Origin of the sequence: Vibrio sp. J2-4, assembly GCF_021728155.1 — a bacterium.
GTDB lineage: Bacteria > Pseudomonadota > Gammaproteobacteria > Enterobacterales > Vibrionaceae > Vibrio > Vibrio diabolicus.
Genome location: NZ_JAKKCN010000005.1, coordinates 182,822 through 196,440, shown reverse-complemented (window position 1 = coordinate 196,440; position 13,619 = coordinate 182,822). Strand labels below are relative to the sequence as shown.

Here is a 13,619-nt window from a genome sequence, read left to right as displayed (position 1 = left end):
CCTAGTCCAGAAGGATGGAGACAATGAAAACTTTGCTAAGTCGTTCAATTACCGCACCAGCGGCAATCATCGCGGTAACGCTTGCAGCACCAACAGTAGCGAAAGAAGCCGATATTGAGTCATTGGTTACCGCAGCACAAAAAGAAGGGGCGGTTTACAGTGTAGGTATGCCTGACAGTTGGGCGAACTGGAAAGACACTTGGGCTGATTTAAAGTCAAACTACAACCTTAAGCACCAAGACACGGATATGAGCTCGGCTCAAGAAATCGCAAAATTCGAAGCTGAGAAGAAAAACGCGACCGCAGACATTGGTGACGTAGGCTTTGCCTTCGCACGTGTAGCGGTTAAAAAAGGCGTCACTCAGCCATACAAACCAACAACTTGGAATGACATTCCAGATTGGGCAAAAGACGAAGATGGTCATTGGGCACTTGCTTACACTGGCACTATTTCTTTTATCTCCAACAATAACCTCGTAAAAGACGCGCCAAAAACGTGGGATGACCTATTAAAAGGCGACTACAAAGTGACCGTAGGTGACGTCGGCGTAGCAGCACAGGCAAACAACGCAGTTCTCGCCGCAGCGTTCGCCAACGGTGGGGACGAATCCAACCTCAAGCCTGCGCTCAAGTTCTTTTCTGAACTCGCGAAGCAAGGTCGTCTTTCATTTACCGATCCGAACATCGCCAACCTAGAAAAAGGCGAAGTGGAAGTGGCGATCATGTGGGACTTCAATGCGTTGAACTACCGCGACAAAATTGACCGCGACCGCTTTACAGTGAGCATTCCTCAAGATGGCTCTGTGATTTCTGGTTATACAACCATAATCAATAAATACGCGAAGAACCCTAATGCAGCAAAGCTTGCTCGTGAGTACATCTTCAGCGATCAAGGGCAAATCAACTTAGCAGAAGGTTATGCGCGTCCAATCCGCACCAACATCACACTGCCTCAAGCAGTGCAAGACAAGCTAATTGCTAACGACCAATACAGCAATGTTCACCCAGTGACTGACTTCTCAGCTTGGGAAAAGTCCGCACGTAAGCTGCCACGTCAATGGCAAGAAAGTGTCTTAATCCACCAGCAATAAGAGTAAGTCGTTATGAGCAATAAGGTCATCCTTGTTGTTCTAGATGGACTGAACTATCAGGTAGCCCGTGATTGCATGGGCTACCTCAATGGTCTTCTAGAACAAAGTCGTTCCCAACAAGAAACTCGCGCAACGCTTTATCCTGTGCAGTGTGAGTTGCCCTCAATGTCTCGCCCACTTTATGAGTGCATTTTAACGGGCGTTCGCCCTGTAGAAAGCGGCATCGTAAACAACAATATCGTTCGTCTATCCAAACACGATTCCATTTTCAGTTTGGCAAAAGCCCAAGGCAAAGTGACCGCTGCGGCTGCCTACCACTGGGTCAGTGAGCTTTATAATCGCGCGCCATTTGAACCTGTTCGCGATCGTTTCACGCATGATGAAACTCTGAATATCCAGCACGGCTGCTTTTACCATTGGGATCATTATCCTGATGAAGCCTTGTTCCTGGACGCAGAGTATTTACGTCGAAACTATCAACCTGATTTCTTACTGATCCACCCGATGAATATCGACGATACAGGACATAAGTTTGGCCTAGACTCTCGCCAATACCGCAATTGTGCGCGAGGTGCAGACATTATTCTTTCCAACTACATCGAACAATGGCTTGCTGATGGGTATCAAATCATTGTGACCAGCGATCATGGCATGAACAACGATCTTTCTCACGGTGGGATTTTACCTGAAGAGCGAGAAGTTCCTCTGTTTGTCATTGGCGATAAGTTTACCCATCAGGATTGTCATATTAAGCAAACTGATATTTGTGGCACCGTTTGTCAATTGCTAAACCTTGACCACACGAAGCCATACACTCAGGAATTGTTAGCACTATGAGCAGTTCTGTCCTCTCCCCAAGCTCTAGCGAATCACGCTCAAATTTGGCAAGTACTTGGTTAAAGCGCTTTAAGCCAGCCATTTGGTTGGTGCCTTTCGCACTGTTTTTCTACCTATTTCAACTCGCACCGATGATTTGGGTACTGTTAAACAGCTTTATCTACGATGGCGAGTTTGCCTTCGATAACTACATTGAAGTGCTCGACTCCGCCTTTATGATGCAGGCGTTTGGCAACAGTTTGTGGTTAGCTGTATGGTCGAGCATTTTTGGCTTAGCCATTGCGACTTTGTTGGTCTCTTCTCTACGCAGAGTCGATTCTAAAGTCCGCGACGGTGTGATTGCGTTTACGAACATGAGCAGCAACTTTGCAGGCGTACCTCTGTCATTCGCTTTTATTATTATTTTGGGCACCAATGGGGCGATTACCCTTTTGCTCAAGCAGTATGGCTTACTCGGTGATTTCGACCTTTATGGTAAATGGGGCCTACTGGCCATTTATATCTACTTCCAAATCCCGCTGGCGGTGTTGTTGCTCTACCCTGCGTTCGACGCGTTGAGTGATGATTGGCAAGCAGCCGCTGCGCTACTAGGTGCCAAAACATCGCAATATTGGGCAAAAATCGCTCTGCCAGTGCTCTCACCAGCCTTGTTCGGTACCTTTATTATCTTAATAGCCAACGCGATTGGCGCATATGCGAGTGTCTATGCGTTGACCTCCGGTAACTATAACGTCATCACAATTCGAATCGCGAGTCTGGTATCAGGAGATCTGTTCCTTGAACCTAATCTTGCCGCTGCGATTTCAGTGATTCTAATGGCCTTACTTGCCTTTATCACAGTGATTAACCAATGGCTCATTTCGAAAAGCTATGCAGGTAGGAAGTAGTCATGCACAACGTTAATACTCGATTCCATAAAACGGTGGTTTATTCCATTGTTGGGATCATGCTCATCCCGATTTTAGCGACCTTTGTCTATTCGCTTTCATCACGCTGGGGCGCCACGGTGCTTCCGGATGGTTTCACTTTTGATTGGTACGTTAAATTGCTGACCGACCCACGTTTTTTGCAAGCGTTTGGGCGTTCGTTGTTTATTTGTATTGCTTCGCTAACCCTCAGTGTGCTTCTGGTTCTGCCAGCGATATTCGTGGTGTTTTACTACTTCCCGAAGCTCGATAAGCTCATGAACGTACTAATTTTGCTACCATTCGCTGTACCACCAGTGGTGTCATCCGTCGGCTTGCTTCAACTTTATGCTGACAGTGAAATATCTCTTATCGGTACCCCTTGGATTTTAATAGGCACTTATTTCACCATCGCGTTACCGTTCATGTATCGTGCGATTTCCAATAGCTTCGAAGCAATTAACCTTAATGATTTAATGGACGCGGCACACTTGCTAGGGGCAAGCACAACCAAAGCGTTTTTGATGGTCATTTTACCTAACCTCAAAAAAGGGCTGATGGCATCGCTTTTCCTTTCATTTTCATTTCTATTGGGAGAGTTTGTGTTCGCCAATATTTTAGTCGGCACACGTTATGAAACCCTGCAAATCTACTTGTATAACATGCGTCAGACGAGCGGCCACTTTACGTCTGCCTTAGTGATGACCTACTTCCTATTTATTTTTTTACTGACTTGGTTGGCAAGTCGTTTCAGCCGAGGAGTCAAACAATGAGCTACGTAGCAGCGAAAAATCTGACTAAACGTTTTGGTGATAACACTGTATTTGAGGACATTCACTTTAACATCGAGCAAGGTGAATTCATTACGCTTTTGGGCCCTAGCGGTTGTGGTAAATCGACGCTACTTCGCAGCCTTGCTGGGCTTAACCCTGTCGATGGAGGCGAGATTTGGGTAAACGGAGAAGATATCACGCATCAAGCCCCGCAAGAGCGTGGTATTGGGATGGTCTTTCAATCGTATGCGCTGTTTCCCAATATGACCGTTGAAGGCAACATTGCATTTGGCTTAAAAATGAAAAAGCTTTCGAATGATGATATTCGACGTGAAGTGGCTAAAGTCATTAAACTGGTGGATCTGGCAGGTAAAGAAAGACACTATCCGCATCAACTTTCTGGCGGTCAGCGCCAGCGTGTCGCACTCGCCCGAGCGTTGGTGGTGAAACCTCGCATATTATTGCTTGATGAGCCACTTTCTGCGCTTGATGCCAAAATCCGCAAACATCTTCGTCAGCAAATCCGAGATATTCAGAAAGAGATGAATCTCACCACTATCTTCGTAACTCATGACCAAGAAGAGGCGATGATTATGTCTGATCGTATCTTCCTAATGAGTAAAGGGGAAATTGTTCAAGCAGGAACACCTGAAGAAATTTATACTCATCCTGCTAACGAGTTTGTGGCCGGTTTCATGGGACACTACAACCTTGTAGAGGCCAATAAAGCCAAGCAACTCTTCAACATTGATACCGAATGGAAAGTAGCGATTCGCCCAGAGTCTATATATGTAAAAGAGCAAGGTCGTCAATATGATAGCCACATCTCAGCGCCACAAGTAGGTACGATCACCAACCACCAGCTTCTAGGTAATGTTATTCGCTACCAAGTGAACGTTGAAGAGTGTGAGCTCACTGTTGACTTACTTAACCGCTCTTCAGAACGCTTACTAGCGAATGGCAGCCAACTAGAGCTACTCTTTAACCTAAACGAAATACAACCAGTGAGAGCCTAAACATGTCCAAACCTTTGTATGTTTTTGATATGGATGAAACCCTAATAAACGCTGACTGCGCAATGATTTGGAACGAGTTTATGGTTGAGAGAGGCATCGCGACTGATCCTTTATTTATTAAGGAAGATCAGCGTCTAATGGCCTTGTACTCTGAAGGCAAAATGGACATGGAAGATTACCTAGCGTTCTCCATGAAGCCACTAGAAAACATGCCGATTGAAGAAGTAAACGCCTTGGTTGAAGAATGTGTTGAAAGCCATATTCTGGCTAAACAGTTTCCTCAAGCCAAAACTCTGATTGAGCAACTGTCTCGTGATGGTATAGATATGGTTATCATCTCTGCCAGCGTCACTTTTTTGGTGGAAGCCGTTGGTCGCCGTCTTAATATTCCAACCGCACTTGGCATTGATTTAATCGAGAAAAACAACAGTTATACTGCTGAAATCGACGGTGTCCCTAGTTATCGTGAAGGTAAAGTCACACGCTTAAAACAGTGGCTAGAAAATCAGGCTGAGCCTTATTCAGAAATCCACTTCTATACCGATTCAATCAACGATTTGCCGCTCTGTGAGTACGCGGACTACGCTTACCTGGTAAATCCATGCCCACGCCTAAAAGAACACGCGAATCGATCACATTGGACGCTATTACGTTGGAATTAGCCTTCGGTCTTTATAGCAATAAAGGGCAGCGAACTGCTGCTCTTTTCCTTTAATTGCCTGGTTATACGTGAACTCAAATTTGAGACCATCGAAAAACAAACACACCAGTAACAAAATGGCGTAAGCCATGTCGAATTATTAAAAATAATGAAGATTTAGCAGTGTGATATGACAAGATTTATATAACCAAAACGGATAAAGAAAGGGTCATCTATATCTCATGATGTATTCAAATTCGACAGTCAAGCATTCCAGGAACAATAGAACAACATATTCACAATCCAGACTAACGATAATGAAAACATTGATTGAAGAATTAACATTTTAACAATCATTGCAACAATGTTAACTTTAGCTCCGTTGGTCGCGCTGGTGGTAAGCCTCTCACCAAGCCTATTGTCAGTTTTATATGGACGTTCGACCACCTCCAAAATGAATAGACACCCAATTTGGTGCCCTTTATTACGCCCGCAGAGGAAATTCTTTGCGGGCTTTTTTCTTCCAGCTTTATTGGTCTGGTAGTAAAAACAAAAAAGCCAGCCTTAAAAGGCTGGCAAGTAGAGCAACAAGGTCAGTGCTTACTGCTAACTAGCACTGAACTCGTATTGGATTCATTTTCGTCTGTTAGTCTCTTTATCGGCGGTTATGACTTGCTTGCTTTCTCTTTGTGGCACGTTACCTTTACTAACTGTTCTTGCTCATCTTTAATGTTTTTCACGATACGCTCATCGCGTGCGTGGATGGCATCCATATTCATTTGCTGAATATCTGCTACAGCTTCATGCTTCATTTCAGAAAAGTCCTGACGTAAATCTGAGCTCCACTCCTCTTTGTCTAAAGTGTTAGCAGCAGCGATTGGTGATGACATTACAACAATAAGACTTAGAGTAGATAGAAATACGCTTTTCATAATAAGCTCCTTGAGGATTAGCAGTTCGTTTTAGTTACAATTTATATATTGCACATACGGTGCCAACTTTTATTTTGTTATTTTTCAATAACTTAATCAGAATCATGTATTCATCATTATCTCCATCTGGTAAATTTCGCTAACCAAGTGTTAAATTAACCAAGAAAATCAAACACGCAAAAGGTATTCATATAAAGAATGATATATCAGGAGATTTTCTCGCTGTTCTTTCATCGAATAAATTACGTAACAACCCACTCTAGAACTGCTTTGAATCAAAATACAGAAATAAAAAAGCAGCCCGAAGGCTGCTCCTAATCGTTAACATCAAGCTTGTTAACTCTATATATTTACTTCAACGCTCGACGTCACTGGCGACTTTCTGAAACGATTGATAAAGCGATGAATAAACCTCTTAATCGATCTGAAAATATTTTTAATATCTTCAAGCATTAAATACAAACAAGGCACCAGCACTAAAGTCAGAACCGTTGCGTACAACACCGCAAAGCCCAAAGCGACAGCCATTGGTATGACAAAACGCGCCTGCAAGCTCGTTTCAAACATAATCGGCAATACACCCGCAAACGTCGTTATTGAGGTGAGCGTGATCGCTCGAAAGCGTGCACAGCCCGCTTCAACCACCGCTTGTTTGATGTTCATACCCTTTTCTCTCACTTGGTTTACGTAATCTGTCATAACTAGAGAGTCGTTGATAACCACGCCCGCAGCGGCGATCAAACCAAATGTCGACATCATACTGATATCCAAACCTAGCCAGAAGTGGCCCCAAATCGCCCCCGTCAGACTAAATGGAATGACTGACATTACAATCAAAGGTTGGGTATAACTTTTTAACGGTACGGCTAACAAGATGTAGACGATGATCATGCCTGCAATAAAGAACAGAATCTGTTCATTACGCTGTGCTGCCTGCTCTTCAATATCACCACCCAATTCCGTTTTCACACTCGGGAAGACTTGCTTCATGTCCGGTAAGATATTGTCGTCGATGACCTTCACGATTTCTTGAGGTTCAACCAATTCTTCGTCTATCGAACCATAGACATAAACGGTTTGATACCCGCCTTCACGCCGAATGCTACTCACGCCCGGCTGCTCGTTGATCTTAACCACATCACCCAGCATGACCTTCTTACCTGCTGGCGTGGTAATCACAGCGTAACGTAATGATGAAAATGCTTCACGTGTCAGTTGCGGGTAACGCACCATAACTTTGATTTCTTCACCATCACGAATAAGACGCTGTGCTTCACCACCGTAGAAGCTGCCACCCACTTGCTCTGCGATCATGGTGAGATCCAGTCCGAGATCGTACGCTACAGGCGCAAGAGAAAGGAGCACTTCTTTGCTTCCTGAATCAATAGAAGATGAAATATCGTATAGCCCTTCTTCCTGCTGTAAACGCTCTATCAAGTAACGCCCAGCCTCGTTCAATTCATTAATATTAGAACCAAACAGCAAGTAACCAAACTCATCTCTGTCACCGCCACCCGCGCTCTGCTCGCGGATTTTGATGCTCTTCATTCCAGGAATAACTGGCATAGCTTCACGCCAACGTCGAGCAAGTTCAAATGTATTGAACGGGCGTAATTCCTCATCAACCAATGGCACCAAAACACGGCCTTCGGTGCGGCTTCGGTTGTACGAAAGCACATCACGAATCATGCCTTGACCATGTTCTGCGATGGTCTCAGATTCAATTTTTTGCATCACACGTTCGATGGTCTTAAGAGCACTGATTGTTTGCTCGCTTGAAACGGTATCGTTCATTTCAATAGTGATCGCAGGATAGTCAGTAGGCACTTTAGGGTTAGGGATCACCCGAACATAGTTCGCGTTGATCAAAGCCGCGCTGATCAGCAGTAAACCGCAAAACACAGCAAACACGGTCCAGCGCCAATGCGTACATGTCGTGACAAAGTTACGATAAGTGCCGTTTACAAAGCCAAAAAAGCGTTGGTTAAATCGGTCACGCCAGCCACCAGGTTTAACTGGCTTAAAGTGAGTATGTGCGAGGTGAGCAGGAAGGATTAACTTCGATTCAATCAAACTGAAGATCAAACAAAGAATCACAACGCCCGCAATACCATAGAAGAAAGCACTATCAATACCGCTAGACAACAAGAAAGGGGCAAACACGGCAATTGTGGTTAAAACGCCAAAAGTAGCTGGCGTGGCAACACGTTTGACACCGCGAACCACATTTTCGACGCCACCGCCTTTTTCTTCAATTTCGCTGTAGGCGCTCTCTCCCATCACGATGGCGTCATCGACCACAATACCGAGCACCATAATGAAGGCAAAAAGAGATACGATGTTTACCGTGATCCCTAATGCAGGCATCATCATCACCGCGCCAAGAAAACACACTGGCAGCCCAATCATTACCCACATTGCCAAGCGAAAGCGCAAGAAAATTGTCAGCATAATCGCCACTAGAGCAGCGCCTTGCAGCAAATTTTTCAACATCATGTCGAGACGACCGTTTAAATAATAGGTCGTATCCACTAAGACTTTGAGCTTAACGTCCTGCGGCAATGTCTTGTTTTTTGCTTCGATATAATTACGAACAGACTCGGCAACAGGGATAATGTTCTGATCACGAGTCGCTTCAACAGACATGTAGATCGCATTTTGCCCTGAGTATTCAAAGTAGCGCTCTTCTTCCGTAAAGCCATCTTTGATCGTGGCAATATCTTGCAGTAAAACCTTCGCACCATTTGCGCCAAGCTTTACTGGAATATTCCTAAACTCATCACCACGGTAGTACTGATTTTCAATCCTTACTGCGATCATCCCTGAGTTTGTTTTGACTTCGCCCGCAGAAAAGTTGGCAGAATAACGACTGATCGCGCTGCTGATATCGCTCAACGTCAAGTCGTATTTACGAAGAACGAGTGGATCAACTTCAATCGCTATCTCTTCCTCTGGTGCACTCAAATACACCAACATGACATTTTTGAGTTGAAGTAATTCATCCTCGACTTGCTTAGCAATGGGTTTGAGCTCTTCAAGCGGTCGGTCCCCAACTAACCCCATTTCGATTACATCTTGGCGCCACTCAACTTGGTAGACATTGATCGGTTCCATACCGGCAGGTAAGTTGGATAAAGTATCAATGCGTTGATTTACATCATCCAAGACACGCTTGATATCAGCATTAACGTCTACCTCGATAGAGACATACGCGCTACCTCTAGAGGCCGTTGAGACCGTTTTTTTAATCCCGGTGACATCTTTAATCGATTCCTCAACCTTAACGAGAATGCTTTCTTCAATTTCTTGAGGAGAAGCGCCAGGATAAGTCGCACGAACATCAATGTAGTTCACCTCAATGTTCGGAAACATCTGCCTTTGAATAAAGAGAAAACTCACCACACCCATGATGATGATGAACACCATCAAAAGGTTGGCAGCGACGGGGTTATTCGCAAAATAGGCAATTAAGCCCTTTTGTTTATTATCTTCCATGACAAACTCCTACTTACTGTACGACGGTTTCGGAGTCGTCACTCTTTTTTGCGATTTGTACCGCCATGCCTTTTTGAGGGTACTCCGGCAAGGTAAGTACCAACTTATCACTTTGCTCTAAGCCTTCCCCCACGAGTAAAAACTCACCTTCTGCTCTCAAGACCGTTACCGTCCGAGGTTGAAGTTGATTCTCACCATTCACTACCCATACCGTGCGATTTTTGACTAATTCCTGTGGCAGGCGATAGATATGCTTTAGCTCCTTACCTGTGAAGCTCACTTCAACGTAGGAGCCAAATTTAATTGGAGGCTGCTGATTATCAATACCATATGGGTCAGCGATTTGAATGACCATGTTAATCATTCGGGTAGCGCTATCAATCATGCCTAAATCACGAACAACTCGACCTTCTCTAGTGGTAGAAAATACACCTTGCTGCGTCACTTTCGCAGTGAGCTCATCAATGGATTCGGGTAAAAATGCACTATCAAAACCGGCGATTGGTACGTGCACCTCCGCCACTTCAATGTTGTTTAGCGTGGCAACTCGAGAGCCAGATGTGACAAATTGACCAACACCAATATCACGCTCAACAACCAGCGCATCGTAAGGTGCAACGACTTTGCAATTTTCTAAATCTCTTTTTGCTCGTTTGAGTGCCGCTTGAGCCGACTTCACTTGCGCTTGCGCGCTCAAAACGTGAGGCTTACGTAAATACAGGTCTGTCACTTGCTTATCGCTCAGTCTCTTAGCCTGGCGTTTTGCTACTTCCGCTTTGGCTTGCTCCTCAATCAAGCTCGCACGTGCGCTAGCTAAATTGGCTTCGGCTTGCAAAACCGACGCTTCGTAGTTGTCACTTTCAATCGTGAACAGCACTTCTCCCCGTTTCACGATCCCACCCGTTACAAAATTAGGGTGCCAACTTATCACTTCACCACTGACTTGCGCGGAAAGGTGTGTTTTTTCAAAAGGGACTAACTCACCATGGCTGGTTATCACCACTTTATGATCGGTAGGAAAAAGAGAAGAAGCCTGAACGGTAGGCTCTGTAATGGCATCTTTAGTTGACTCTTTTTCCGGAGCTGTCGCGGCGATTGCGGCATATCCTGCATAAGAGCCACCAACGACAACGAAAGGTAAAAGCCAACGTAATACGGGTTTTGCTAACATCGAAAATCCTTTTTTATTGTTGTTTTCATCACCATGCTTTTATTAAATCTTTGACTCCCTGTAAGCATGATGGTGAGGGAATTACATTTGAATAGACGTCAAAGCAGCGCGTACCTTGCTTTCTCGGTTGCTAACTACAGAGTTATTGCCAATTCAAAGTTAATAAAATTAACAAAAAATTAACCAACTTCGCAAGTTGCCCTGACTTAACTCTTCTTTTAAATAGCAAGGGACGTGCCAGGCATTTATTTATTAAAATTCAAATAGTTATTATTACTCAACTATTTTAACCAGTGTGCTATTGGTCATAATCACCAGATATTAGTGATTATGACCAATTCAGACACAATCATAATTAAAATAAATGATTATCTGCGTTCAAAAAGGTGAACTTAATCCCGAGAACATGACAATTCATTGATTAATAGCCCGTTATCCAACCTTGTTGGATGCACGCTGCGGCAACTTAGGTCTATAATTTCTGATAAGTAACACTCTGTAAGACAAGGAAATGTACTTTGTTACATACACTCGCTAAGCTGCTCTTCCCTTCTTTATTCACAATTTTATCGGCATGTTCATCCGTGTCATTGAACGATCCCAGTGAAAAATCCACTAGCTTCCAACTTGGGTATCAAGGTGACTCTGTGCTTGCACAGTACTTTGAAGCTTACGGGAAAGACCCAAAGTCAATCACTGGCTTTTCTCCTTTAAATCAAGGACACGATGCCCTTCTTGCTCGCACCTCTCTAATCGAGTCCGCACAAAAAAGCCTTGATCTTCAATACTATATTTACCGTGGTGACGAAACGAGTCAGCTAATAACGTGGCGCTTGTATGAAGCTGCAAAGCGTGGAGTCCGAGTAAGGCTGTTGCTTGACGATATGCAAAAGCGAAACGATGACGTGATGGCTGCCCTCAATGCACATCCTAATATCGAAATCCGCTTATTCAATCCGCATCAGTATCGCGACTCCCGCTGGTTCGCACTTGCCAGTGACTTTGAACGTCTTAATCGCCGTATGCACAATAAATCTCTGATTGCAGACAGTGTTTCTGCCATTGTCGGGGGTAGGAATATCGGCAATGAGTACTTTTCTTTTGAATCACAAGTCGAATTTGGTGATTTTGATCTACTGCTCTATGGTGAGGCGGTACAACAAACTGCAGATCAGTTCGACCTCTATTGGAATAGCGCCTATGCGATACCAATGGAATGGATAACACCGGACTCACAGCAAATTACCGACCTGGCGATTCAAAAGCAGGTCGACAAACTCCAGCTAGAGGAAAAGTTCTCAACCGGCCGTTATGACTTCACTAAACTGGATATGTACCAAGCTCTCAAACAAGGCAATCTCAAGCTCTACTGGGGAGAAGCAAAAGTATGGTTTGACTTACCCGATAAAGTTGCGACCCGAGAGAGCCAACTTATTGATAATTTAACGGAGCTGGTTAAAAGTGTTGAACATTCATTTGTTCTTATCTCCCCCTATTTCGTCCCAACCGAAGTCGGCACACAAGCATTGAGTAACGCGGCCAAGCGAGGCGTTGATATCACGATTGTGACCAATAGTCTCGCCTCTAACGACGTGTTTGCCGTGCATGGTTGGTACGCAAAATATCGAACAGACCTACTCGAAGCTGGGGTCAAGCTATGGGAAGTAAAAGCGAGCGCGAAACTCAAAAGCAAGTGGAGCTTAACGGGGAGCAGCAGAGCAAGTTTACACGCAAAAGCAATGACGATTGATGACAAGACGCTGTTTGTTGGCTCGATGAACTGGGATCCACGTTCAGCCGCTTTGAATACCGAAATGGCCGTTGTTATCGAACAGCCAGAATATGTGCAAATGTTTCTAGAACAACTGCCGAATCAATTGTCGAATAACGCCTATGCCTTAACTCTACGCGACGGAGACATTGTCTGGACTGACATAAAAACAGGCAAAGAATATGATTCTGAACCAGAGGCCGGAGTATGGCGAAAAATGGGCGCTTGGTTCTCCGGCATATTGCCAATTGAAGATCAGCTATAACAATTGCCAATGTTTCAAAACCTCCCCGATAAAGCAATACAAGAATGGACACTAGATTTGGGGAAACACAATAATACAAGGAAGTTCAATGTCAGCACAGTGGAACGAGTACTATCAGAAAATTTTAAACCAACCTCACCGCCCAAACGTAGAAAATGCCGTAAACCTACTGAAACTCGAGAGCAAAGTCGCTCTTGATGTTGGCTGCGGAATAGGTCGAGACAGTCATTTCCTCCTCGAACAGGGGTTTAACGTTCACGCATTTGATAGCCATGAAGATGCAGTAAAAACTTGTTTAACACGCTTTGAAGGCCAGAAGCGTTTCTCAATTTCACAGTGCTGTTTTACTGAGTTTGACTACCCTCAATGCAGCCTGGTTATCGCGAATGCCAGTTTGTTCTTTTGCCCGGACGAAAGCTTTGAGCAAGTTTGGACCAAAATAAGCAGTGCCTTACAACCTGGCGGTATCTTTTGCGGTGATTTCTTAGGAGTAAAAGACTCCTGGGTTGCATCAGAAATGCATCCGAACATTACCGCATTAACGAAAAAGGAAGTGGAAAGTTTATTCGAGGATTACGAACTCATTTCATTGAATGAAAGAGATGAAGACGGAACCACGGTAGTCGGAAGCCCAAAACACTGGCACATGTTTAGTGTAACCGCTCGCAAGCGCTAAAAGCGGTCTCTCAAGAAAGCAGCACTTCAAATCAGTGCTGCTATCAG

At 44.4% G+C, this 13,619-nt stretch carries 11 protein-coding genes; 8 read left to right on the top strand and 3 right to left on the bottom strand.

Going from position 1 to position 13,619, the window contains the following annotated elements; all coding sequences use genetic code 11:
• The first annotated feature begins 23 nt into the window (after window positions 1-23).
• Genes L3V32_RS18210 through L3V32_RS18185 form a run of 6 tightly spaced genes read left to right on the top strand, consistent with a single transcriptional unit; the run spans window position 24 to window position 5,284 of the window.
• Window positions 24-1,091, top strand: a complete 1,068-nt coding sequence (locus L3V32_RS18210) for an ABC transporter substrate-binding protein (protein ID WP_005392695.1) — start codon at window positions 24-26, stop codon at window positions 1,089-1,091.
• 12 nt (window positions 1,092-1,103) lie between these two features.
• Entirely contained in the window at window positions 1,104-1,928 is an 825-nt protein-coding gene (locus tag L3V32_RS18205) for an alkaline phosphatase family protein (RefSeq protein ID WP_046873802.1), read from the top strand.
• Complete coding sequence (locus L3V32_RS18200; RefSeq protein WP_047102769.1) at window positions 1,925-2,815, top strand: ABC transporter permease subunit; 891 nt, start codon at window positions 1,925-1,927, stop codon at window positions 2,813-2,815. The genes L3V32_RS18205 and L3V32_RS18200 overlap by 4 nt, the downstream gene beginning before the upstream one ends.
• 2 nt (window positions 2,816-2,817) lie before the next feature.
• Complete coding sequence (locus L3V32_RS18195; protein ID WP_006741368.1) at window positions 2,818-3,606, top strand: ABC transporter permease; 789 nt, start codon at window positions 2,818-2,820, stop codon at window positions 3,604-3,606.
• Window positions 3,603-4,622, top strand: coding sequence for an ABC transporter ATP-binding protein (locus tag L3V32_RS18190; RefSeq protein WP_237284848.1), 1,020 nt, complete (start codon window positions 3,603-3,605; stop codon window positions 4,620-4,622). The genes L3V32_RS18195 and L3V32_RS18190 overlap by 4 nt, the downstream gene beginning before the upstream one ends.
• A gap of 2 nt (window positions 4,623-4,624) precedes the next feature.
• Window positions 4,625-5,284: an HAD family phosphatase gene (locus tag L3V32_RS18185; RefSeq protein ID WP_237284847.1), complete on the top strand. Its 660-nt coding sequence runs from the start codon at window positions 4,625-4,627 to the stop codon at window positions 5,282-5,284.
• 643 nt (window positions 5,285-5,927) lie between these two features.
• On the opposite strand, the gene L3V32_RS18180 is transcribed toward L3V32_RS18185, so the two are convergent.
• The 3 genes from L3V32_RS18180 to L3V32_RS18170 form a co-directional block, all read right to left on the bottom strand.
• The gene (locus tag L3V32_RS18180) at window positions 5,928-6,194 is read right to left on the bottom strand and encodes a hypothetical protein (protein WP_046873807.1); all 267 of its coding nucleotides are present in this window, start codon (window positions 6,192-6,194) and stop codon (window positions 5,928-5,930) included.
• A gap of 342 nt (window positions 6,195-6,536) precedes the next feature.
• Window positions 6,537-9,689 (bottom strand): efflux RND transporter permease subunit, encoded by a 3,153-nt coding sequence (locus L3V32_RS18175; RefSeq protein ID WP_237284846.1) that lies wholly within the window; start codon window positions 9,687-9,689, stop codon window positions 6,537-6,539.
• Window positions 9,690-9,702: 13 nt separating this feature from the next.
• Entirely contained in the window at window positions 9,703-10,860 is a 1,158-nt protein-coding gene (locus tag L3V32_RS18170; RefSeq protein WP_085343282.1) for an efflux RND transporter periplasmic adaptor subunit, read from the bottom strand.
• A gap of 518 nt (window positions 10,861-11,378) precedes the next feature.
• On the opposite strand from L3V32_RS18170, the gene L3V32_RS18165 reads away from it, so the two are divergent.
• Both L3V32_RS18165 and L3V32_RS18160 read left to right on the top strand, forming a co-directional pair.
• Window positions 11,379-12,896, top strand: coding sequence for a phospholipase D family protein (locus L3V32_RS18165; protein ID WP_046873810.1), 1,518 nt, complete (start codon window positions 11,379-11,381; stop codon window positions 12,894-12,896).
• Between the two features lie 88 nt (window positions 12,897-12,984).
• Entirely contained in the window at window positions 12,985-13,572 is a 588-nt protein-coding gene (locus L3V32_RS18160) for a bifunctional 2-polyprenyl-6-hydroxyphenol methylase/3-demethylubiquinol 3-O-methyltransferase UbiG (RefSeq protein ID WP_237284845.1), read from the top strand.
• Window positions 13,573-13,619 lie beyond the last annotated feature (47 nt).